This is a genomic window from Collinsella ihumii (genome assembly GCF_900046475.1).
Taxonomy (GTDB): domain Bacteria; phylum Actinomycetota; class Coriobacteriia; order Coriobacteriales; family Coriobacteriaceae; genus Collinsella; species Collinsella ihumii.
The window spans coordinates 200,661-221,662 of record NZ_FCOU01000003.1 but is presented as its reverse complement, the minus strand read 5'-3'; the positions used below and the strand labels follow the sequence as shown (position 1 = coordinate 221,662).

23 protein-coding genes are annotated in these 21,002 nt (G+C 64.4%); 20 read left to right on the top strand and 3 right to left on the bottom strand.

Annotated elements, in window-relative coordinates; genetic code table 11:
- Nucleotides 1-20 precede the first annotated feature (20 nt).
- Nucleotides 21-344 carry a transposase gene (locus BN3789_RS12885; RefSeq protein ID WP_161938965.1) on the top strand — a complete coding sequence of 108 codons (324 nt, stop codon included), beginning with the start codon at nt 21-23 and terminating at the stop codon, nt 342-344.
- Between the two features lie 107 nt (nt 345-451).
- On the opposite strand, the gene BN3789_RS02255 is transcribed toward BN3789_RS12885, so the two are convergent.
- Nucleotides 452-1,210 carry a hypothetical protein gene (locus tag BN3789_RS02255; RefSeq protein WP_066829435.1) on the bottom strand — a complete coding sequence of 253 codons (759 nt, stop codon included), beginning with the start codon at nt 1,208-1,210 and terminating at the stop codon, nt 452-454.
- A gap of 272 nt (nt 1,211-1,482) precedes the next feature.
- On the opposite strand from BN3789_RS02255, the gene BN3789_RS02250 reads away from it, so the two are divergent.
- The 3 genes from BN3789_RS02250 to rplL all read left to right on the top strand — a co-directional run bounded on the left by BN3789_RS02250 (nt 1,483) and on the right by rplL (nt 3,977).
- Nucleotides 1,483-2,628: a pyridoxal phosphate-dependent aminotransferase gene (locus BN3789_RS02250; RefSeq protein ID WP_066829434.1), complete on the top strand. Its 1,146-nt coding sequence runs from the start codon at nt 1,483-1,485 to the stop codon at nt 2,626-2,628.
- Between the two features lie 338 nt (nt 2,629-2,966).
- Nucleotides 2,967-3,488 carry a 50S ribosomal protein L10 gene (gene rplJ, locus BN3789_RS02245; RefSeq protein WP_066829431.1) on the top strand — a complete coding sequence of 174 codons (522 nt, stop codon included), beginning with the start codon at nt 2,967-2,969 and terminating at the stop codon, nt 3,486-3,488.
- Nucleotides 3,489-3,596: 108 nt separating this feature from the next.
- A complete protein-coding gene (rplL, locus tag BN3789_RS02240) occupies nt 3,597-3,977 on the top strand; it encodes a 50S ribosomal protein L7/L12 (RefSeq protein ID WP_066829429.1) in 381 nt (126 codons plus the stop codon).
- Nucleotides 3,978-4,136: 159 nt separating this feature from the next.
- Here the strand turns inward: rplL and BN3789_RS02235 are convergent, their stop codons facing one another.
- Complete coding sequence (locus BN3789_RS02235; RefSeq protein ID WP_066829427.1) at nt 4,137-4,889, bottom strand: IclR family transcriptional regulator; 753 nt, start codon at nt 4,887-4,889, stop codon at nt 4,137-4,139.
- A 177-nt stretch (nt 4,890-5,066) separates the two neighbouring features.
- Here BN3789_RS02235 and BN3789_RS02230 point away from each other — a divergent pair, with 177 nt between their 5' ends.
- The 5 genes from BN3789_RS02230 (at nt 5,067) to BN3789_RS02210 (ending at nt 10,458) form a co-directional block, all read left to right on the top strand.
- The gene (locus tag BN3789_RS02230) at nt 5,067-6,575 is read left to right on the top strand and encodes a UxaA family hydrolase (RefSeq protein ID WP_161938964.1); all 1,509 of its coding nucleotides are present in this window, start codon (nt 5,067-5,069) and stop codon (nt 6,573-6,575) included.
- 40 nt (nt 6,576-6,615) lie between these two features.
- Entirely contained in the window at nt 6,616-7,407 is a 792-nt protein-coding gene (locus BN3789_RS02225) for an L-fucose dehydrogenase (RefSeq protein ID WP_066829425.1), read from the top strand.
- A 12-nt stretch (nt 7,408-7,419) separates the two neighbouring features.
- A complete protein-coding gene (locus tag BN3789_RS02220; protein ID WP_066829422.1) occupies nt 7,420-8,217 on the top strand; it encodes an amidohydrolase family protein in 798 nt (265 codons plus the stop codon).
- A gap of 84 nt (nt 8,218-8,301) precedes the next feature.
- Nucleotides 8,302-9,189, top strand: coding sequence for a dihydrodipicolinate synthase family protein (locus tag BN3789_RS02215; RefSeq protein WP_066829420.1), 888 nt, complete (start codon nt 8,302-8,304; stop codon nt 9,187-9,189).
- Between the two features lie 408 nt (nt 9,190-9,597).
- Nucleotides 9,598-10,458: an alpha/beta hydrolase gene (locus tag BN3789_RS02210; protein ID WP_066829418.1), complete on the top strand. Its 861-nt coding sequence runs from the start codon at nt 9,598-9,600 to the stop codon at nt 10,456-10,458.
- An 84-nt stretch (nt 10,459-10,542) separates the two neighbouring features.
- Here the strand turns inward: BN3789_RS02210 and BN3789_RS02205 are convergent, their stop codons facing one another.
- Nucleotides 10,543-11,265 carry a GntR family transcriptional regulator gene (locus tag BN3789_RS02205; protein ID WP_066829416.1) on the bottom strand — a complete coding sequence of 241 codons (723 nt, stop codon included), beginning with the start codon at nt 11,263-11,265 and terminating at the stop codon, nt 10,543-10,545.
- Between the two features lie 280 nt (nt 11,266-11,545).
- Between BN3789_RS02205 and BN3789_RS02200 the strand changes: the two genes are divergently transcribed.
- From BN3789_RS02200 to BN3789_RS02150, 11 genes are all read left to right on the top strand, one after another.
- On the top strand, nt 11,546-12,670 hold the full coding sequence (locus BN3789_RS02200; RefSeq protein ID WP_066829414.1) for an amidohydrolase/deacetylase family metallohydrolase: 1,125 nt from the start codon (nt 11,546-11,548) through the stop codon (nt 12,668-12,670).
- Nucleotides 12,648-13,019, top strand: a complete 372-nt coding sequence (locus BN3789_RS02195) for a PRD domain-containing protein (protein ID WP_066829412.1) — start codon at nt 12,648-12,650, stop codon at nt 13,017-13,019. Before BN3789_RS02200 ends, BN3789_RS02195 begins: the two co-directional genes overlap by 23 nt.
- Nucleotides 13,016-13,384: an SFCGS family glycine-rich protein gene (locus BN3789_RS02190; RefSeq protein WP_066829410.1), complete on the top strand. Its 369-nt coding sequence runs from the start codon at nt 13,016-13,018 to the stop codon at nt 13,382-13,384. The genes BN3789_RS02195 and BN3789_RS02190 overlap by 4 nt, the downstream gene beginning before the upstream one ends.
- Complete coding sequence (locus BN3789_RS02185) at nt 13,377-13,715, top strand: DUF4312 family protein (RefSeq protein WP_079989027.1); 339 nt, start codon at nt 13,377-13,379, stop codon at nt 13,713-13,715. The genes BN3789_RS02190 and BN3789_RS02185 overlap by 8 nt, the downstream gene beginning before the upstream one ends.
- Nucleotides 13,712-14,437, top strand: a complete 726-nt coding sequence (locus tag BN3789_RS02180) for a DUF4311 domain-containing protein (protein ID WP_066829404.1) — start codon at nt 13,712-13,714, stop codon at nt 14,435-14,437. The genes BN3789_RS02185 and BN3789_RS02180 overlap by 4 nt, the downstream gene beginning before the upstream one ends.
- 12 nt (nt 14,438-14,449) lie before the next feature.
- Complete coding sequence (locus tag BN3789_RS02175; protein ID WP_066829401.1) at nt 14,450-15,106, top strand: DUF4310 family protein; 657 nt, start codon at nt 14,450-14,452, stop codon at nt 15,104-15,106.
- Nucleotides 15,107-15,188: 82 nt separating this feature from the next.
- Nucleotides 15,189-16,304 (top strand): DgaE family pyridoxal phosphate-dependent ammonia lyase, encoded by a 1,116-nt coding sequence (locus BN3789_RS02170; protein ID WP_066829398.1) that lies wholly within the window; start codon nt 15,189-15,191, stop codon nt 16,302-16,304.
- A 6-nt stretch (nt 16,305-16,310) separates the two neighbouring features.
- Entirely contained in the window at nt 16,311-17,054 is a 744-nt protein-coding gene (gene dagF / locus BN3789_RS02165; protein ID WP_066829395.1) for a 2-dehydro-3-deoxy-phosphogluconate aldolase, read from the top strand.
- Between the two features lie 652 nt (nt 17,055-17,706).
- On the top strand, nt 17,707-18,849 hold the full coding sequence (locus BN3789_RS02160; protein ID WP_229254166.1) for an S-layer homology domain-containing protein: 1,143 nt from the start codon (nt 17,707-17,709) through the stop codon (nt 18,847-18,849).
- Between the two features lie 213 nt (nt 18,850-19,062).
- On the top strand, nt 19,063-19,968 hold the full coding sequence (locus tag BN3789_RS02155; protein WP_066829390.1) for a UTP--glucose-1-phosphate uridylyltransferase: 906 nt from the start codon (nt 19,063-19,065) through the stop codon (nt 19,966-19,968).
- Nucleotides 19,969-20,170: 202 nt separating this feature from the next.
- The gene (locus BN3789_RS02150) at nt 20,171-20,890 is read left to right on the top strand and encodes an MIP family channel protein (RefSeq protein WP_079989025.1); all 720 of its coding nucleotides are present in this window, start codon (nt 20,171-20,173) and stop codon (nt 20,888-20,890) included.
- The last annotated feature ends 112 nt before the right edge of the window (nt 20,891-21,002 follow it).

Here is a 21,002-nt window from a genome sequence, read left to right as displayed (position 1 = left end):
CCGGCTGCCTGTCCGATATATTGAAACAGATCAGGGCGAGGTGCTCGAGGTCGGAGGACGCCGACCGGCCCAGGCGGATACGGGTGAACCCGACCCTGAACGCGTTCAGGGGGCGCGCCAGCGAGATGCTGCGAAGCGAGGCCGGGTCCGCCCTGAGGAAGAGGCGCTCCGTCGACGTGGAGACCGCGTTCGGCAACATCAAGCGCAACCTCGGCTTCACGAGGTTCACGCTGAGGGGGCTCGAGAAGGTGGAGCTCGAGTGGAGGCTGGTCGCCACGGGCCACAACATACGCAAGCCCTTCCTCGCGGAATCGAGGAAGGCGGGGGCGGGGGCGCCGGCGTAGGGCCGGCCCCCGCCCTTTTTCATTTCCGCGGCGGGCGCGGCCGCCGCGGGATTCCGGGCATGGAAGAGGGGCTGCACCAAAATCGCTTTCGATACAGCCCCTTGCGGTCATGCCTTCGCTATGTGGCGGTAGAGGAAGCGGGGGAGGGGGCAGGACACGGTGAGGATGTCGGGGGTGGATGGGTCGCCCGAGCCGCCGGCGAGCTCAAGCGCCTGGTCGACGTTGGTGCCAAGGCGGACTGCGGCGATAAGCCTGTCGATCGCCTGCGAGCGCGTGCGGCGCAGCGTTCCCATGCGAGGACTCGTACGCGTGCGGACGATCAGGTTCCCCGCGCCGAGCGCGATGCCTCCGCACCAGATCGCGTACCCCCTGTCGCAATATGTCTCAAGGTCGAGCAGCGCGTCGCGCGCCGCGTCGGGCGCGTAGGCGTCGGTCATGGCGATAGCGTACACGCGCGCATGCTGTTCCAAGGTGCACGCACGCCACGCGCGCTCAAGCATGTCGACGTGATGGGCGGACGACGCATCGGCTGGTAGGGATACGGCGATGACTGCCGCATCGAAACCTTTCGGTTCATCGGAATCGTCGCGAGCAACCTCGACCTGTTTGTTGCAGGCGAAACGGACCATGTCGGGCACCGAGCTGCTCGAGGACCGTGCGTAGGCGGTCAGCGCGTCGGAAAAATCGTCGAACACAGCTTGAGCTGCCGGATCGGCGGTATTCGGATTCGTGTCGATGAGCGCGATACGGCCAGGGGCATGCAGCTCGACGGGCCGTGCCCGCCGCAGAACTTGCTGCGCATGCGGGTTCGCAAAGCTCGCTGCATCGTGCTCGCCGCGACAAGAATCGCGTTTTGCCCCTCGCATCGCACCCCTCCTTTCACGGCATGCTGCACCTATGGTAGCGCATCGGCCGCAGCAGGCCTCTATGGGTTGGTTGGGGACGGGTTCGTTTCAACCCATCGGAACCGGAAGCGTCCCGCCGCTCCACGCCATCTCATGAACGCGGAGGGGCCCGTATCCACGAGGTCTAGCGGGGGCTAAGGATAAAGATTGCAGCCATGTTTAGAACACGCGTGCGGGAGGCTGTGGGCCATCGGGTGCTATGCTGAACAGCACGTATAACGGAAGGTCTCACCATGATGAAGTCAACAAGCTCGGCGTTCGCCCGGATCAAACCGTCCGGCATCCGCCGCATCAACACCCTTGCCGCCCAGCAGCCCGATTGCATCCCCCTGGCGCTCGGCGAGCCGGATTTCGATACGCCGCCCGCGATCTCGGCGGAGGTCGCGGCGGCCCTCGCGCGCGGGGAGACGCACTATCCGCCGAACTGCGGCACGCCGGAGCTGCGCCGCGCCATCGCCGCGTACATGGCGCGCCAGGGAATCCCCGCGGACCCCGAGGCCGTCACCGTGACGGCCGGCGCCACCGAGGCCATCTCGGCCACGCTCGCCGCCCTGCTCGACCCCGGCGACGAGGTCATCATTCCGGTGCCGGCCTTCACGCTCTACGAGGCGGCGGTGCACATCAACCGCGGCACGCCGGTGCTCATGAGCACGGTCGAGGCCGGGTTCCAGATCGACGAGGGCGAGCTGCGCGCGCTCGTCACGCCGGCGACCAAGGCGATCATCATCTGCACGCCCAACAACCCGACCGGCTGCCTGCTCGATGCCGCCTCGCTCGACGCGGTCGCCGCCGTGGCGGAGGAGGCCGGCATCTTCGTGATCTGCGACGACGTGTACAACCGCCTGGTGTACGAGGGGCCCTACGAGCGCTTCGCCGTGCGCCACCCCGAGCTCGCGGACCGCACCGTCGTGGTGGACAGCTTCTCCAAGCCGTGGGCGATGACCGGCTGGCGCCTGGGTTGGGTGAGCGCGGCCGCTCCGATTGCCGCCGAGATCGCCAAGGCGCACCAATATATGGTGTCCTCGGTGCCCGCCTTCGTCATGCCGGCGGCGGCGCGTGCGCTCGAGGTCGACCCGACCCCCATGCTCGATATCTACCGCGCGCGCCGCACCCGCGTGCTGGAGGCGCTCGACAAGATGGGCATGCCGCCGGCCGTCAAGCCCGCCGGCGCCTTCTACGCGTTCATCCCCGTGACGCAGACCGGGCTCGGCTCCGAGGAGTTCTGCGAGCGCGCTATCGTCGAGGCGGGCGTGGGGCTCGTGCCGGGCGAGTGCTTCGGGTGCGCGGGCTTCGTGCGCCTTTCCTACTGCGTGGCGGACGACGCGCTCGACGAGGGCCTGCGCAGGCTCGAGCGCTTTGTCGCCTCGCTGCGGGGATAGGGAGCCCGTCGACCGGGCCACGCACCGGTCGTACACGGGCTGCGCACGGCTCATGTGTCGTGGACGTGAATTTAGACCGCGCGCTTGACGCGGTCTGCGCGCCACGGCATACTACAACAGGTTCACGCACGAATCCGCTGCCAGAGACAGCCGGTGCTAAGGAGTCCCAGCGACTCCAAAGCTCAATGGGGTAACCCGCCAGCCGAGGTGGTCGAGCAGATATGTCTTCTCGCCCCCGTCGCTCTCTACAGCGCGGGGGTTTTCTTTTCTTAAAGACATGCCCCCGTCACGTCCTGCACGGGTCCGTGCCTTAAGAAAAGCGAGAAGGAGGTGTAACAATGCCACAGCAGTACAAAGTCGACATGGTTGCAGAGATCGAGTCTCGTCTGCAGGAGAACAACGGCATGTTCGTTGTCAACTACAAGGGTATGACCGTTAAGCAGGCTCAGGAGCTGCGTCACCAGCTTCGCGAGACCGGTGCCGAGATGAAGGTGTACAAGAACAACCTCGTGCGCATCGCTCTCCAGAACCAGGAGCAGCCCGCAATCGACGATATCCTCGTCGGTCCGGTCGCTTACGTGTTCTATGAGAACGAGCCCGTCGAGGCCGCCAAGTGCCTCAAGACGTTCGCCACGAAGTCCAAGGGCGTCCTTGAGATCAAGGGCGGTATCTCCGAGGGCAAGGCGGTCAACGCCGAGGAGGTCAACGCTATCGCCGAGCTGCCCACCAAGGATCAGCTCCTGGGTCAGATCGCCGGCCTCATCTCTGGTTTCGCGCGCGACATCGCTGTTTGCGTCAACGGCGTTTCCAGCGGTCTTGCTCGCTCGATCCAGCAGGTCTCCGAGCAGAAGGCAGCCTAGTTTCCAGGTTCGTCTTCAGGCGGCCGCATAGCCGCACCCGTTCCCGGCGCTTAGCGCCATCGCACACATCTCCCTGCGAAACGCAGGGAAACCGAAAGGATTTTTAAAATGGCTAAGCTTACCACCGATGAGATCATCGAGGCCCTTAAGGAAATGACCCTGCTCGAGGCTTCCGAGCTCGTGAAGGCTATCGAGGACACCTTCGGCGTTTCCGCCGCTGCTCCTGCCGCCGTCGTCGCCGCCCCCGCTGCTGGCGGTGCCGCCGAGGAGGAGGAGAAGACCGAGTTTGACGTCGTGCTCGAGGGCTTCGGCGACAACAAGATCCAGGTCATCAAGGTCGTCCGCGAGCTCACTTCCCTCGGCCTCAAGGAGGCCAAGGAGGTCGTCGAGGGCGCTCCCAAGGCCGTTCTCGAGGGTGTCAAGAAGGAGGACGCCGACGCTGCCAAGGAGAAGCTCGAGGCTGCCGGCGCTGCCGTCTCCATCAAGTAACTTCTTGCAGACGACTCGTCTGCTTTCGCGCGCCGCATAAGCGGAACGCATGCGGGGTCCGGGCAACCGGGCCCCGTTTTTTTATGGCTCAAGACGCCCGCATCGGTGCGACAGCGTGGCGCGCGGGCGATCGGTCAGAGCTTCTCCAGGTCTGGATCCCTACGACAGCGCCCGCTCGAGCTCGGCGCGCGCAGAGGACAGCGCCTGCTTGATGAGCAGTTCCTTCTCGGGCGTGAACCGGTACGCGGGGACGGAGACCCCCAGGCCGTAGCCCACGGAGCCGCGCGCGTGCACGGGGGTGGCCACGCAGGTGATCGCATCGTCGGTCTCGCGACGATCGTAGGCGAACCCGGTGCAACGGATCGCCTCGAGCTCCGGTTCAAGCTCGTCGATAGAGCGAAGCGTTGCATCCGTGAAGCGCTCGAATCGCTGCGGGAGCAGCGCCTCCAGGTCCGGACGGGCCTTCTCGCTCAGCAGGGCCTTCCCGATCGCGGTGCAGTACGCCGGCAGGGTCCCCACCTCGGATTTGAGGCGGACGGGCTGTGAGGAATCGATGCGCAGGATGTAGAGCACCGACGCGCCATCGAGGATGCCGACCTGCGCCGTTTCGTCGCAGGCGTCGACAACGCCTCTGACCACCTCTCTGAGCAGGCGCATGTCCGAATCGGTGCGGTCGTAGGCCCTGCCCGCCACATAGGTCTTGATGCCCACGCGGTAGCGCGCCCCGTGCTCGTCGAGCGCGATGAACCCGCTGCCCGCCATGGTGTGCAAGATGGGGGAGAGGCTGCTTTTGGGCGCATCGAGCGCGTGGCAGAGCTCGGTGAACGTGAGGCCCTCGGGGTGCGCCGTCAGCTGCTCCAGCACGGCGAGGACGCGTTGGGTCGCGCGATGCTGCTTGACGTCCTGCTCCATGGTCTGCTCCTCGGAATCGTGGTCCAACTCACTTGAAAACGCGTTTCGTGAGGCTATACTGAAGTTGTAATACAGAACAGAGTTCCTATATAGGAACAATTAGAAACACCACAACCCGCCTGTCTTCATGAAACACGAGCGAGCGGTCTTGCTCGGCGATCAACTGGGAGGAACGGTATGAGGAACTCCGTAGCTATCGATGCCAGGGACAATGTCGTGGTCGCCATCTACCCGCTGAGCTCGGGCGAGACCGCGGTCTTCTCGCTGCCCGACGGCAGCGAGGGGGCGGTGACGGCGGTGCAGGACATCCCGCTGTTCCACAAGATCGCGCGCTGCGATATCGCCAAGGGGCAGACCGTGGTGAAGTACGGCGAGTACATCGGCGTCGCGACATCGGACATCAAGGCGGGCGAGCACGTGCACGTGCACAATTGTGCGAGCTCCGACGAGCTCAAAGACGCCGATGCCGCCAGGCAGGACACCTCGCGCGTCGCCGAGCGGCATGTCGAGGCGGGGCCGACGCGCACCTTTTGGGGCTATCGCCGCAGCGACGGCCGCGTGGGCATCCGCAACCACGTGCTCATCCTCCCCACGAGCATCTGCGCCTCCGACACCACCGAGCGCATCGCGCGCGCGGTCGACGGCTGCGTCACGTTCCACAACCAAAACGGCTGCTCGCAGGTCGCGCGCGATCAGCAGATGACGATCGACACCATGGCGGGGCTCGCCTCCAACCCCAATATCGCCTCGGTGCTCGCGGTGTCGCTGGGGTGCGAGGGCTGCCAGAACGACCTGGTCGTGGACGCCATCCGCGAGCGCACGGACAAACCGGTCAGGACGCTTGTCATCCAACAGGTCGGCGGCTCCATCAAGGCCGTCGAGGAGGGCACGCGCATCGCGCGCGAGCTCGCCGACGAGGCGTCGCTGGAGCGGCGCGTCGAATGCCCCGTCTCCGAGCTGATCTTCGGCACCAACTGCGGAGGCTCCGACACGTCGAGCGGCCTGGGTGCCAACCCGCTGATCGGAGAGGTCTCGGACTGGATGGTCGCCCAGGGGGCGACCTCCGTGCTGTGCGAGACGCCCGAGCTCTTCGGCGGCGAGCACATCCTGGCGCGCCGCGGCAAGACGCCCGAGGTCGCCGAGCAGACGCTCAAGATCGTGTCCGACTACGAGAAGTACGTGCAGATGTTCGGCGCCGAGATGCGCGAGGGCAACCCCAGCCCCGGCAATATCGCCGGCGGCCTCACGACGCTCGAGGAGAAGTCGCTCGGCTGCATCCACAAGGGCGGTCACAGCGACATCTCCGCGGTCTACCCGTACGCGGCCCCGCTCAAGGCGGGGGAGGGCCTGGTCATCATGGACACGCCGGGCAACGACGCGTCCTCGGTGGGGGGTATCATCGCCGGCGGGTGCCAGCTCGTGGTCTTCTCCACGGGTCTCGGCACGCCGACGGGCAACGCGGTGGCGCCCGTGCTGCGCCTGACCGCAAACCGCAACACCGCGCAGACCATGGCGGACAACATCGATTTCGACGCCTCGGCGACCATCTACGGCCCCGAGTCCATGATCGAGCTGCGCGACCGGCTGATCGACCAGATCATCGACGTCTGCAACGGCAGGCCGACCCGTGCGGAGGCGCTCGGCTACACCGAGACGGCGCTGCCGCACCTGTGCAACTACATGTAAGCGGGCGCGCCGGGCGCGCACGGAGATAAGGAGCAAACCCATGGATCTGCATCTCAAGGGAAAGGTCGTCATCGTCACCGGCGGCTTCAAGGGCATCGGCAAGGGAATCGTCTTCCAGCTCGCGCGCGAGGGCGCCATCCCGGTCGTGCTGAACCGCAAAGACGGTGTCGAGGACGAGTTCATCAAGGAGATCTCCGAGATCACCGACGAGTACGACATCCACTACATCGACCTGAACGACACCGATGAGCTCAAGCCCATCGTCGAGGACGTCTACAGGAAGTACGGCCACATCGACGGCATCGTGAACAACGCCGGACGCAACGACAACCTCGATCTGGAGTCCACGAGCTGGCAGGAATTCGAGGCGTCGCTGCACAACAACCTGACGCACTACTTCGAGCTCGTCCACCAGGCGGTGCCGTATCTGAAGGAGTCCAAGGGCTCCGTCGTGAACATCTCGTCCAAGGTCGCGCTGACCGGCCAGGGCAAGACGTCCGCCTATGCCGCCGCCAAGGGCGCGATCCTTGGCCTCACGCGCGAATGGGCCGCCGCCCTCGTCGCCGACGAGGTCCGCGTGAACGCCATCGTGGTCGCCGAGGCATGGACCCCGCTGTATGCCAAGTGGATCAAGTCCTTTGGCGACGAGGAGGCCCAGCAGGCCCGCCTGAGCCTCATCACCGACAAGATCCCGCTGGGCCATCGCATGACGACGGTCGAGGAGATCGCCGACACGACGTGCTTCCTGCTGTCCGACCGCTCCTCGCACACCACGGGCCAATGGCTGAACGTCGACGGCGGCTACGTCAACCTTGACCGCTCGCTGGCGTAAGGGGGAGGGCCCATGGCCGATCTGAAGGTCATCGATTCCCACTTCCATGTGTGGGACCTCGAGACGCAAAGCCTTCCTTGGCTCGAGGGCACCGATGGCAGCATCACGCGTACCTACACGTTCGATGACCTGGAGGCGCTCTACGGCGAGCTCCCGGGCGTCGAGTTCGCGGGCGGCGTGTACGTCGAGGTGGATTGCGCCGACCCCGTCGCGGAGGACCGGATCGTCTACGATCTCATGGTTCGGCATGAGAAGATCCGCGCGGCCATGCTGCGTAGCACGGTGAGCCCCAGCATGCGCGTGCCGCTGCATGCGACGGGCATCCGCGAGCCACTGCATATCGATAGCGAGCTCCGTGGCCGCTGCCTGGAGCAGTCGTTTATCGACGGCCTGCGCGCGCTCGCCGCGGCCGGCATACCCTTCGAGTCGTGCAACCGCGTGTCCGAGCTCGAGGACGCCTACGAGGCGTTCGCCCAAGTGCCCGAGGAGACGGTGATCCTCAACCATCTGGGCAATGTCGAGGCGCTCGACGAGCCGTGGTGCGCGGTCATGAGGAAGTTCGCCGACCTGCCCAACCTGTACGTCAAGGTTTCGGGCTACCCCACTTCCGATCGCGGCTTCGTGTCCGAACTGCTTGCGTTCGTGCGCGAGACGTTTGGCGCCGACAGGCTGCTCTATGCGTCCAACTGGCCGGTCGTGGAGATGTACTCCTCCTTCGAGGAGCACTTCGGCCTCCTGCGCGATGCGTTCGGCGACGACGAGGGCTTCTTTATGAACAACGCCGTGCGCGCCTACGGTCTTACGCTGTAGGGCGCACGGAATGCGTGGGGCCGTCTGAGCCTCGCACTGGTATCCCTTGATAGGCGGGGCTGTGCCCCGAGAGGAGCGTCAACCATGTTTGAAGGTATCTACTGCCCGTCGATCACCATCACCGACGATGAGGGCAAGATCGATTACGAGCTGTGGGGCAAGCATCTCGACCATCTGGCCGATGCCGGGATCGACGGCGTGCTGCTGTTCGGCAGCATCGGCGAGTTCTTCAGCTTCTCGCTGGAGGACAAGAAGGCGGCGCTGGCGTTTGCGGTCGAGCGCGTCGCGGGCCGCATGAAGGTGCTGGCAGGTGTGGGCGACACCATGCTCGCCAACGTGATCGAGTTCACGAAGTTCGCCGAGCAGGTCGCGGCCGATGGCGTCGTGGCGGTCTCCCCGTACTACTTCGGGCCGTCCGCGCCGACCGCGAAGGCCTATTTCGGCGCCATCGCCGAGGCGACCGAGCTGCCCGTCATCCTGTACAACTTCCCCGCCCGCACGGGTTCGGATCTCACCCCTGATCTTGTGGCCAACCTGGCGCGCGAGCACAAGAACATCTGCGGCATCAAGGACACGGTCGACACCATCAGCCATACCCGCAAGGTGATCGCCGAGGTGCGCAAGGTGAACCCGGAGTTCTCCGTGCTGTCCGGTTTCGATGAGTACTACCTCGTCAACCGCGTGTCCGGCGGCAACGGCGTCCTGTGCGGTCTCACCAACGTCGAGCCCGAGCTGTTCGCCAAGATGCATGCCGCCTATCAGGGCGGCGACTTCGCGACCGCGGTTTCGTGCGCCGAGCGCATCTCGCAGCTCATGGCGGTGTACGACACGTGCGACCTGTTCATCTCGGCGATCAAGGCCGCGGTGAACATCAAGGGCCTTCCGATCTCCACCAAGATCAACGAGCCGGCCGTCCAGGCGACGCCCGAGCAGATGGAGTCGATCCGCTCGCTGCTGGCGTCGGTGCAGTAGGGCAGCGATTTCTCACCGGTCTTGGCCGTGCGGGGCGTCCGGAACGCGTGGGGAGGCCGCTGTATCCGCCCGCGTGCAGAACCGCAGAGGTAAAAGATTTTATCAAGGTGCGGAGACGCCCTGTTTTGAATTTGGTATCAACTCGCGTGCAAGAAGGGCTGCTTTGAGGCGGGTCGAAGGCCCCTTCCGGGGTCTCCGGAATCGGTCTGGCAAAGAAACCGCAGTCCACAGGCTTGTCGGATATGGCCGTTTTCCATCTGTACTTCCCGATTTGATACCAAATTCATGTTCAAGAAATAGCAACCCCCTCGTTCCTGCTGTTTTGCGGTGAGGTTTCCCCACCGTGCGGGGCCGAGGGGTTTTGCGCGACCATCTGAGATGGGTCGCGCCTCATCCAAAGGGGTACCCATGGCGCTGATCACCGTAAACTGCTTCTCGTCCATGCTCATGAGAACGGTGCCGATAAACGTGATTCTTCCTGTGGACAAGCAGGTCGAGGCGGTTCGCGCCGAGGAGGACGGCGCCCGCTACATGCCCAACGAGCCCACGGGCGGGTTCAAGACGCTCTATCTGCTGCACGGCATCTTCGGCAACTATACGGACTGGGTAAGCGGCACCTGCATTCAGCGCTGGGCCGAGGAGCGCGACCTGGCCGTCGTCATGCCCTCGGGCGACAACATGTTCTACCTCGACCAGCCCGCGGCCCACGACTACTACGGCCGCTTTATCGGCGAGGAGCTCGTCGCCCTCACGCGCGCGATGTTCCCCCTGTCCCGTCGCCGCGAGGACACCTTTATCGGCGGGCTCTCCATGGGAGGCTACGGTGCGCTCCGCAACGGGCTCAAATACGCGGATACGTTCGGCGCCATCGCCTCGATGTCGGGCGCGCTGCTCGTCGACGGGGTATCCGAGCGGACCGACGACACCTCGACGTTCTTCCAGTCCCGCAGGTTCGCGAAGGCGGTCTACGGCGATCCGGATGCCGTCGCGGGCAGCGATCGCGACCCGCTGTGGCTTGCGGGTCGGCTGGTCGCATCGGGCGGGCCGCTTCCGCGGATCTACGTGTCGTGCGGGACGGAGGACTCGCTGCTCGCCGCGAACCGGGATGTGGCCCGCGAGCTGGACGCACAAGGGTTCTCGGTGACCTACGAGGAGGCCGCCGGCGGCCATACCTGGGAATACTGGAACCGCGCCATCGAGCGGGTGGTGGACTGGCTGCCGCTCGACGAGCCGGTCATGGGCATCGGCAGCGGAAACGTGCACGTGTAGGCGCGTGCGCCGCGGGCGGCTGCGCGGCATCGTGAGGCTCTGGACGCCCTGGCGCCTCTCCGCCCGATTCTCCCGCGGGCCCTCTTACAGGTTGTCGACCGTTCGGAATTCGTATCGGTCGCCACGGTAGTGCGACAGGATGTATTCGAATGGCCTGCCGTCGGCAAGAAAGCCCACCTGCTCGATCTCGAGCAGCGGCGTGCCATACGCGATTTGCAGGCGGGCCCGTTCCTCGGTGGTGGGCATGACCGCGCGGATGGCGCGGTGGATGCTTCCGATTTTCAGCCCGAGATTGTCTTCGATGAAGGTGTGGATGGCCCCGTTGGCGTGGTCGTATTTGAAGCCCGCGGCGAGCTCCAGCGGGACATAGATGTACTCGATGAGAAACGTTCCCGTCTCGGTCTTGCGACCGCGCGTAACGAAATACGTGAAGCTCTTGCGATCGAGGTCGAGCGCCTGGCACACGGCTGCTTCCGGCTGCACGACGGTGAAGTCATAGACCTCGATGGTGATGGGTTGGTCCGCTTCGCTGCGCGCGGTCTCCTCGGTGTAGTTGATGATCTGGTTGTACTTGCTCCAGTAGTCATCGGCCTCGTTGGCGAAGCTCTTCACGAACATGCCCGATCCGCGGCGCCGTGCAATGAGTCCGCGCGCAGAGAGTTCATTAATTACCTGGGTAATGGTGCTTTTGCTGACGTTATAGGTCTCGCAGAGCTCTTTGACAGTCGGGAGCTGATCATAGGCTTTGAGGGCGCCCTCGCGTATCGCGTTCTCGATGTCCTCGGCGATCTCCTCATATTTGTACACCCTTATCCTCCAGGCCCAGTCTTTTATAGCAAACGGTATGGACCAATTTTAGCGAAAAGCACCCTAGGCAAGGTAATAAACCGTTCAGCGTCCCGAAACTACCGATTAACAGAATCGATATAGCCAAGAAATTGTATCGGGATAATATAAGGACCGTCCTGATATAGACAGAACGACTGTGCCGATATATATGCGCGCCTGGTTGCGAGTCGGACTGTCTGTCGGGCGCATCGATGCGTACGGAAGGAACATGCTGCGAGTGAGATAAGGAGCGTGGTACATGAAGCTCTTGACCATCAGAAACGGTCGATTGCTGTCGCCGTGCACCGGTCTGCACGGCGAGTTCGGCGACATTCTCGTCAAAGACGGGCGCATCGCTGAAGTGGGCACCGAGATCGAGCCGCAAGGCGAGATCATCGATGCGGAAGGCCGCTTCGTCACCCCTGGATTCATCGATATCCACACGCACTGCTACCCCAAGGCGTTTTTGGGTCTTGCCCCCGATGTGCTGGGGCTCGATCGTGGCGCGACCACGATCGTCGATGCCGGAAGCAGCGGCGCTGACACATACGACGACTTTCGCGCCAACTACATCGACACCGCGCAGACCAAGGTGTTCACGCTGCTGAACATCTCCCGCGAGGGCCTGCTGCGCGGCCATGAGCTGGACGATCCGGCAAAGGTCGACGTGGAATCCGCGAAGGCGTGCGTGCTGGCCCATCCCGACAACATCGTGGGCCTGAAGGCCCGTGCGAGCGCAAGCGTCGTGGGCGATCAGGGCCTGGAGCCCATCGCCATCGCCGCGCGCACCGCGCATGAGCTCGGCCGTCCCCTCATGGTGCACGTGGGCAACTATCCGCCGGCGCTCGGCGAGGTCATCGACCTGCTGGATACCGGCGACATCATCACCCACGCCTACCACGGCAAGCCGGGCGGCATCCTCAACGAGGACGGCTCCATCATCGAGCAGGCCGTCAAGGGTCGCCAGCGCGGGGTGCGTTTCGATGTGGGCCACGGCGTGGCGAGTTTCGCCTTCAAGACATTCCAGCGTGCCATGGACGCGGGCTTTGACTGCGATTCCATCTCGAGCGACCTGCACGTGGAGAACTGGGGCGGCCCGGTATTCGACATGGCGACGACGCTGTCCAAGCTCATCGCGTGCGGCGAGTCCTTCGAGGACGCGGTCAGCAAGTGCACCAGCGTTCCTGCGCGTTACTTCGGCTTGACGGGCCTGGGCGAGATCGCGGCCGGCATGGTCGCAGACTTCAACATCGTCAGCCTCGACGACTGCGATGAGTCGGTCCAGGACGCGATGGGCGAGAGCGTGACCCTGAGCAAGCGCCTCACGGTCCACACGACGATCTACAGCAGGGGTGATAGCAGTGCTGTCCTTAACCGAGCTTAAGAATCGCTGCCCCAACCTCGCCGACGTGGATGACGCGCTGTGCGCCGCGTACGAGGACATTTCCCGTCGCTACGACGGATTGGGCGTGCACATGGACGACAACGCCGACCTCATGTTCTCGAACCACGTGATGTGCCTGCTCAAGCGAATCGAAACAGGTGAATACGTGCCCGCGATGGACGAGGAGCTCTTCGCCGAGCTTTCCGACCGAGCGCGCGAGATGGCCTCGGATCTCATGGCGGACGCGTTTTCGAAAGCGGGCCAAGAGCCCGACAAGACTGAGGTGCTTATGCTCGCGACGCACCTCGATGTGGCAATGGCCAAGGAAAAGGAAGGACTGGAGCAATGAGTAAAGAGATCTTGGTGGTAATCGGGCATCGCCTGGGCAAGGGCGACGCTATCGCGCGCGGCGTCGAGAAGGCCGGCGGCAAGGCCTATGTCATTCCCGGCATGGCTGCCGACATGAAGCTCGGTGACGTCATGAAGGAGATGGACGCCGATCTCGGCGTGAGCCAGTGCGGAAGCGGCGGCGCGGGGGCGCTCACTGCTCAGACCAAGTATGGGTACCCGGCGCGCTATGAGCTTCGCAGCGTGGACGCCGCGTACACGGCCGTCAAGGAGGGCTGCAAGGTCGTCGGCCTCGGCTTCCTCGATACCGAGGAGCTGGGCGAGCGCCTGGTGCAGGCCTACCGCGAAGCGCACGGCGATGAGTAGCGAGACCGCCCCTATCGCCGCCGACGGTTCGGACGTGCAGCTCCTGGAGCAAAAGGAACACACGATGACCGTCACGGCCCGCGGCGAGTCGCTGCAGGATTTGACCGGGAAGCTGTTCCAGCGCATGCGCAAGCAGATCTTCCAGGAGATCACGCAGCCGATCATCCACATGGAGGCCAAGGAGGTCTACTTCGACCAGGTCGATGTGGAGGAGACCACCGAGCACTTCATGCTGTTCTTCTGGCCCCGCCAGAAGCGCACCTATGAGGTGACGGCGCGAATCGTCGTGGACGTCAAGTACCTGAACATCAACGAAAGGGAAAACAGATGATCGAGGTTCTTATCTATTCGCTCATCATTGGTGCCATCGGAGGCGGCTGCCTCGCGGCGGGTGCCGCGCGCATGTTCCGCGCTCCCGAAGTGCAGGCCATGGGTTCGTTCAGGACCCTGGGCGAGCTCAACGCCTGCGGCGGAGACCCCATCTCGCACTTCTCGTTCGGCCTGGGCTTCCTGTTCTCCTCCGCGGCCTCCGCGGTGGCAGCCGGTTCGCTCACCCAGGACGTGTTCCACCGCATCATCCCCAACTGGGCTGCGGGCATCCTGCTGATGGGTAACAAGAAGGTCGAGGAGACCCTGCAGAACCCGGCGAAGATGCTCTTTGCGGGCGCCGGCGTGGGCGCCGTGGTGGTGGCCTTCCTCAACACGCTCTCCGCGATCATCCCGGAGAAGCTCTCCACCATCGCTTCCGAGGTCCTGGTCCCCGCCACCACCTACCTCATCAACCCGGTCATGCCCGCCATCTTCTGGCTGGCGGCCATCGACGGCGGCAAGATGTGCGGCATGTGGGCCACGGTCCTGGGCGGCATTTCCGCTTTGGTGACCGGTAACGCTCTGCCCGGCCTGGTGCTCGGCATCCTGGTCGGCAAGTCCGCTGAGGAGCACGGCTACAAGTCCAACGTGGTGCGCCTCCTCATCGCCATCGTCATCATCATGTTCGTGGCCATCGCGTACTTCCGCGGGTTCTTCGACCAGTTCTTCGTCGCGGCAGCGTAAGGGGTGTGCTTTATGGAAAACGAAAAGATGTCCTTTATGGATAAGCTCAACGAGCTCCTGATGAAGGACTGGACCTTCATCCTGCTCGTGATGGGTGCCGCCGCGTCCATCTTCGCCGGCACGTATCTCTACATCAGCCACGGTACGGGAGCGTTCAACGAGGTGTCCATCGTGGCCATGCTCCAGGGCGGCCTGGAGACGGGCGACTTCAGCGCGGCAGCAGGCTTCGCCGCCGGCTTCCTGATCGCACGCATCCTCGAGGGTCCGCTTGTGGGCCTGCTCGATATCGGTGGTTCCCTCATGACCGGCGTGGGCATTGGCATCCCGGGCCTGCTGCTTTCCATGGGCTGGGATTTCCCGCTGTCCAACTTCTTCGTGGCCCTCATCTTCGGTGCCATCGTGGGTCTGGTAATCGGCGCGGTGATCATCATCATCCGCAAGCTGGTTCCCTCCGGCGTCGCCGTGGGCGGCACGGGCATCATGATGGGCGCCGGCAACGCTTCCGGTCGCTATCTTGCCCCCATGATCGTCATCTGCGCCACCACCTACAACGTCTACGCAGGTATCGGCGCCATCATCGGCTCCGCCATCTTCTACAAGTGGGGCAAGGAGATGACCGGCGGCGCAATCCTGGGCGCCATGATCCTGGGCGCGATCTTCATTCAGTAGGCGAGCGCGCCTGCCCGGTGACTTTCACCACTATGTCGATAACGCGCGCCCGGTTCATCCGGGCGCGCACGAAGGAGAGCCAATGAGCGTTTACACGGAGATAGGCCTGCCGCGCGTGATTAACGCAAGCGGCCGTATGACCAAGCTCGGCGTTTCGACCATCAGCGACCGCGTGGCGGCCGCAGCGGTGGCGGGCGGGCAGTCCTACGTGGTCATCGACGACCTCATGAAGCGCGCCGGTGAGCTGATTGCCCAGCATACCGGTGCCGAGGACGCTTGCCCCACGTCGTGCGCGTCCGCGGCCATCGCCCTGTCGGTTGCCGCGCTCGTGACGCATGGTAGGTGGAGCGATGTCGTGCGCCTGCCCGACGCGCACGGTCTGCCCAACGAGATCATCATCCAAAAGGGCCATTCGGTGGAGTATGGCGCCCCCATGCCGACCATGATCCGTCTTGGCGGAGGCGTGCCGGTCGAGGTCGGTTGTGCCAACGAGGTGGTTCCCGCCGATATCGAGGAGGCCATCACCGATAAGACGGTGGCCCTGTTCTACGTGAAGAGCCATCACTGCGTGCAGAAGGGCATGGTAGACATCGAGACCATGCGCGACATCGCGCATCGGCACGGGCTCCCGTTCATGATGGACTGTGCGGCAGAAGAGGACTTCCGCAAATACATCGCCCTCGGTGCCGACCTGGTGTGCTACAGCGGCGCGAAGGCGCTGGAGGCCACGACGTCCGGCTTCGTGTGCGGCCGCGCCGACATCATCGACGCCGTGCGCAAGCAGTACCACGGCATCGGTCGCGCAATGAAGGTGGGCAAGGAGCAGATCATGGGCCTGTTGGCGGCGCTCGACCAGTACGACGAGCGCGACCATGAGGCGCAGGCGCGCCACAACCTCGAGTGCGCCACCTGGCTCGCCGAGCACGTGGGCGCCATCGACGGCCTCAACGCGGAGGTCATCCAAGATGAGGCGGGCCGTGCCATCTGGCGCTGCCGCGTGACGCTGGACGCATCGGCTCACGCCGCCCAGGGCAAGACCATGACTGCCGTCAACGACGCGCTTCTTGACGGCGATCCGACCGTTTGGGCGCGCACCGAGTTCTTGAACCTCGGGAAGATCGATTTCGATCCTCGCCCGCTCGTCGAGGGCGACAAGGAGCTTATCGTCGAGAAGCTAAAGAAGATTATGGAGGCATAGAGCAACATGGCAACTGGAATCAACTACTACAACGACCGTGTGTGCTTGAACGTCCTGGCCGGTAGCCTGGACAACGCGCGCGAGATCTACGAGGCGGCCGAGAAGCACGTCGAGGTCGGCGTCCTGACCGCCGATTATCCGGATGTCCCGAGCGCGGTCGAGGACATGGAGCGCTACATGGACGTGCTGGAGGGCAACCTGTCCGTGGGCCTGGGCGGCGGCAACCCCAACCAGTGGCGCGCCGTGGCGGAGGTCGCCAAGACGGTCAAGGCGCACCATTTCAACCAGGCGTTCTGCGCCGTGGGCTGGACGCGCGCCAACGTGGGCAACGATGACTGCCACATCAACGCGATGGTCGCTCCGTCCGGCACGCCGGGCCTGGTGCGCGTGTCCACCGGCCCGCTGTCGCGCGAGTGCGCCGAGCCCGCCGACATCCCCGTGAAGACCGCCATCGCCATCATCAAGGAGATGGGCGGCAACTCCATCAAGTTCTTCCCGATGGGTGGTCTCAAGTGCGCCGATGAGCTCAAGGCCGTGTCCGAGGCATGCGCCGAGGCGGATTTCTGCCTGGAGCCGACTGGCGGCATCACGCCCGAGAACTTCCGCGAGATCATGCAGATCATCCTCGACGCGGGCGTGCCCAAGATCATCCCGCACGTCTACAGCTCGATCATCGACAAGCAGACCGGTTGCACCAAGATCGACGAGGTGGAGAACCTGCTTGCCGTCGTCAAGGAGCTCGTCGGCTAACAGGTTGTATGGCACGGCGCCCGTCCGTCTTCGCTTTCCTTTCCGCGGGCGGGCGCCCTTTTGCGTCATCTGCCTTCATCTGATAGCGCGGCGATGTGCATATCGTCGAAAAGGCCCGGATCGTCCGGGCCTTTTGTTGTGCGGATGAGCGGGGCCTGAGCCGAGCGATTCGCCGGCCTGAGCACCCTTATAGTGCAAATTGTATATTCTCATCAAGAAACTGCATAAAAATCTGCTCAAAATAAAACCTATAAGGGTCATAGGTTGAGTTCGTCATTGTTTTTGAGCGCCCTTTCTGCACACGCGCTGCACCCCTCAGCATTTCCCCAGTTGAATCCTGCGGAAATGCAAACGGGTGCGGCGCATGTGGCGAGATGGCACCAAAAAACAATGACAAACTCGTATACATCCCTTTTCGGGGGTGGTGAGGGGCGGCTGCGCGCCTGCGGGGGAGTGCCTGCGGGCGCGCAGCTGTCCATCGTCGCCTTTCCGGGTCTGTCCTCGCGCCCCGGCAGCGCCCCGGCGGCTTCTTGACGGTTGCCGGACCATGGCCCTCGCTCGCCTAAGGGCCGCATCGGGCGTCCCGCGGCTGTGCGATAGTCGAGGCGATTCGAGTCTGAAGTTCTATTGCCAAGGGGACAGGGTGATCGGGATGCAACGACTGTCGGAAATCTCCGGACGCGCGCGGCGCTTCGCGTTGGCGCTCATGGCGGCGCTGGCGCTGGTGATGGGCATGCCCGCAGCGCTCGCGATCGGGGCCCAGCCGGCATATGCGGCGCAGGGCGCCTCCGTCAGCGAGCAGGAGGCCTATGAGCGCATCGTCGCGCTGCGCGCCCAGTACCCGGAGGGCATGCGATGGACGAATGACGACTACTATCTCAGCCCGGCACTCTACCAGGCGGGCTATGGCTGCCACGCGTTCGCGCTCATCCTGAGCGACGCGGCCTTCGGGTCCAATCCCGGCACGACGTACGAGGACCTCTCCCAGGTTCGGGTCGGAGACATCCTGCGCGTCAATTACGACACGCACACGGTCGTGGTGCTCGAGGTGCGCGACGGGGGCGTCGTTGTCGCCGAGGGCAACTACAACGCATCTATCCACTGGGGGCGCGTCATCTCGTTCGGCGAGCTTTCCCGCGGGTTCATGTACGGCATCACGCGCTACGTCGAGCCCGAGCCTGAGCCGGACCCCGAGCCGGATCAGGGCTACTACGGGTTCTCAGACATCCGCGAGGGCGAGTGGTACACCCAGGGTGGCCTGTTCGAATACGCCGTCGACCATGGGCTGATGTCCGGATACACCGATTCCGACCTGTTCGGCACCTACGACCCCATCACGCGCGGGCAGGTCGCGGTGATCTTGCACCGCATGGCGGGTGAACCGACGGTTGCAGCCGACCCGTTCGACGACGTGGACGAAGACGCGTACTACGCCCCCGCCATCGCGTGGGCGCGTGCCACGGGCGTCATCAACGGCTATAGGGACGAGAGCGGCGCGTACACGACGTTTGGTCCGAATGAGCCGGTGACGCGCGAGCAGCTCGCCGTCATGCTGTGCAACTACGCGTCCCGGGTCGCCGGGCTGGACGTCTCGAGCGACCTCGATGAGGCGGCATCCATCCCCGGCTGGGAGAACGTGTCGGAATGGGCGCGTCCCGCCATGGGCTGGATCGTCGATCGCGGCATCATGAGCGGCAAGACCATGGAGGACGGCTCGAGGAATCTCGACCCGCAGGGGAGCGCCTGGCGCGTCTCCATGGCGACGATGGCCGCCTCGTTCCATCAGATGCTGTAAGGGGGGCTTTACATTCGTTTACACTGGTATGGAAATGGACGTAACGGACGCTTTATATCTGCGCATTTCCGGCGCAATTTTCACCCTTCTGCCCCATAAGCGGCCGCTTTGGGGTACGCTGGCTCAATAGGTATCCCGAGCGCAGAGATATGCGCTTGTTATTTAGATGCGCTTGCTTTGCATGCGCGTTTGCGAAAGGAATAGATTTCTGAGATGAAGGCCATCATACCTGCCGCTGGTCTAGGCACCCGCTTCCTGCCCTCGACCAAGTGCACCCCCAAAGAGATGCTGCCGGTGCTCGACAAACCGGTCATACAGTACGTGGTCGAGGAGGCGCTTGCTCCCGAGGAGGTCGATGACGTCATCATCGTCACGTCGCCGGGCAAGCCCGAGCTGCTGAGCTACTTCCAGCCCGATCGCTCGCTCGAGGGCCTGCTGCGCGAGCGCGGCAAGGCGGCCTACGCCGACGCCGTCGCCGCTGCCGGCAGCATGCCGGTCGACTTCCGCTATCAGTACGAGCCCCGCGGCCTCGGCCACGCCATCCGCTCCGCCGCCGACGCCGTCGCCGGCGAGAGCTTCCTGGTGCTGCTGGGCGACTACGTCGTGCCCTCGCGCGATATCTGCACCAAGATGATGGCCGTCTCGCAGGCCCACGCCGGCGCCTCCGTGATCGCCGTCGCCCCCTGCTCGCCCGAGGAGGTCAGCCGCTACGGCGTGATCGCCGGCGAGCGCGTGGGCACGGTCCCGGGCAGCGGCGAGCCGGCCGACGACGAGCCCGGTGCCGTGTGGCGCGTCTCCGGCCTGGTGGAGAAGCCCGCTCCCGAGGACGCCCCCTCCAACCTCTACATCGTAGGCCGCTACCTGCTGAGTCCTCTGGTCATGGACCTTTTGGGCGACCAGGAGCCGGGCAAGGGCGGAGAGATCCAGCTCACCGACGCCATGGCGCGCAGCCTCGAGCGCGAGGCCATGTACGCCGTGGTCATCGACCCGCTGTCCGGCTACGACACCGGCACGCCGAGCGGCTGGATGGCCACGAACGCCCTGATGGCCGCCGAGGACCCGCGGTTCCGCGACGCCTTCTGGGAGGCCATCGACGAGCGCGGCGGCCTCAAGCGCTAACGCGGCGGCAAGCATTCGATCGGTATGGACCCGGCGGCGATGGCCGTCGGGTCTTTTTCTGCGCGAAGCGGGCCCGTCTGCAGGTCCATGCCTTCAACATCTCCTTGAAGAGGGCCGAAAGGCCTTGTCTGAAACCTTCGCCGCTGGTTAACTACCGCACGTTTGCGCCGCAGGGGGCGGCGCATCTGAAGGAGGGTTTCCAGTGGATAGCAATTCGATCAAGAAGTATGGCGCCGAGGCGCTCGGCACCTTCGTGCTCACGTTCTTCGGCTGCGGCAGCGCGGCGGTCGCCGGCTCGGTGCTCGGCAACCTCGGCATCGCGTTCGCGTTCGGCCTGTCGATCGTCGCCATGGCGTTCGCCATCGGCAACGTGTCCGGCTGCCATATCAACCCTGCGGTGACCTTCGGCCTGTTCGTTGACAAGCGCATCTCCCTGAAGGACCTGTTCGGCTATTGGATCGCCCAGTTCATCGGCGCGATCGTCGCCGCGCTCGTGCTCATGCTCGTGATCAACAACTGTGCCGACCTCGGCGGCGTCGCCGCGACCGGCCTTGGCTGCAACGGCTACGGCGAGGCCTCCTCGACCGGCATCTCGATGTTCGGCGCCGTCCTCGTCGAGGTCATCCTCACGATGGTGTTCGTGCTTACCATCCTCGGCGTGACCGCCGACGGCAAGACCGGGCATTTCGCCGGCCTGGTGATCGGCCTGACGCTCGCGTTCGTGCACATCATGGGCATTCCTCTGACCGGCACGTCCGTCAACCCGGCGCGCAGCTTCGGTCCTGCGCTCGTCATGGCCTTCGAGGGCAACGCCGTGGCGCTCGACCAGGTCTGGGTGTTCATCTTCGCGCCGCTCGTGGGCGCCGCTCTCGCCGCGGTCATCTTCGGCGCCTTAAAGAGCTTCTACAAGCAGGAGGCATAAACGGCCTTCCGCCAACCGATATTTCGGGCTGGTGCTTGAGGGGACGGGGTCCGGTGCTTCTCGGGAAGCGCCGGACCCCGTCTTTTTGGGAAACACCGACCAATTCATTCCG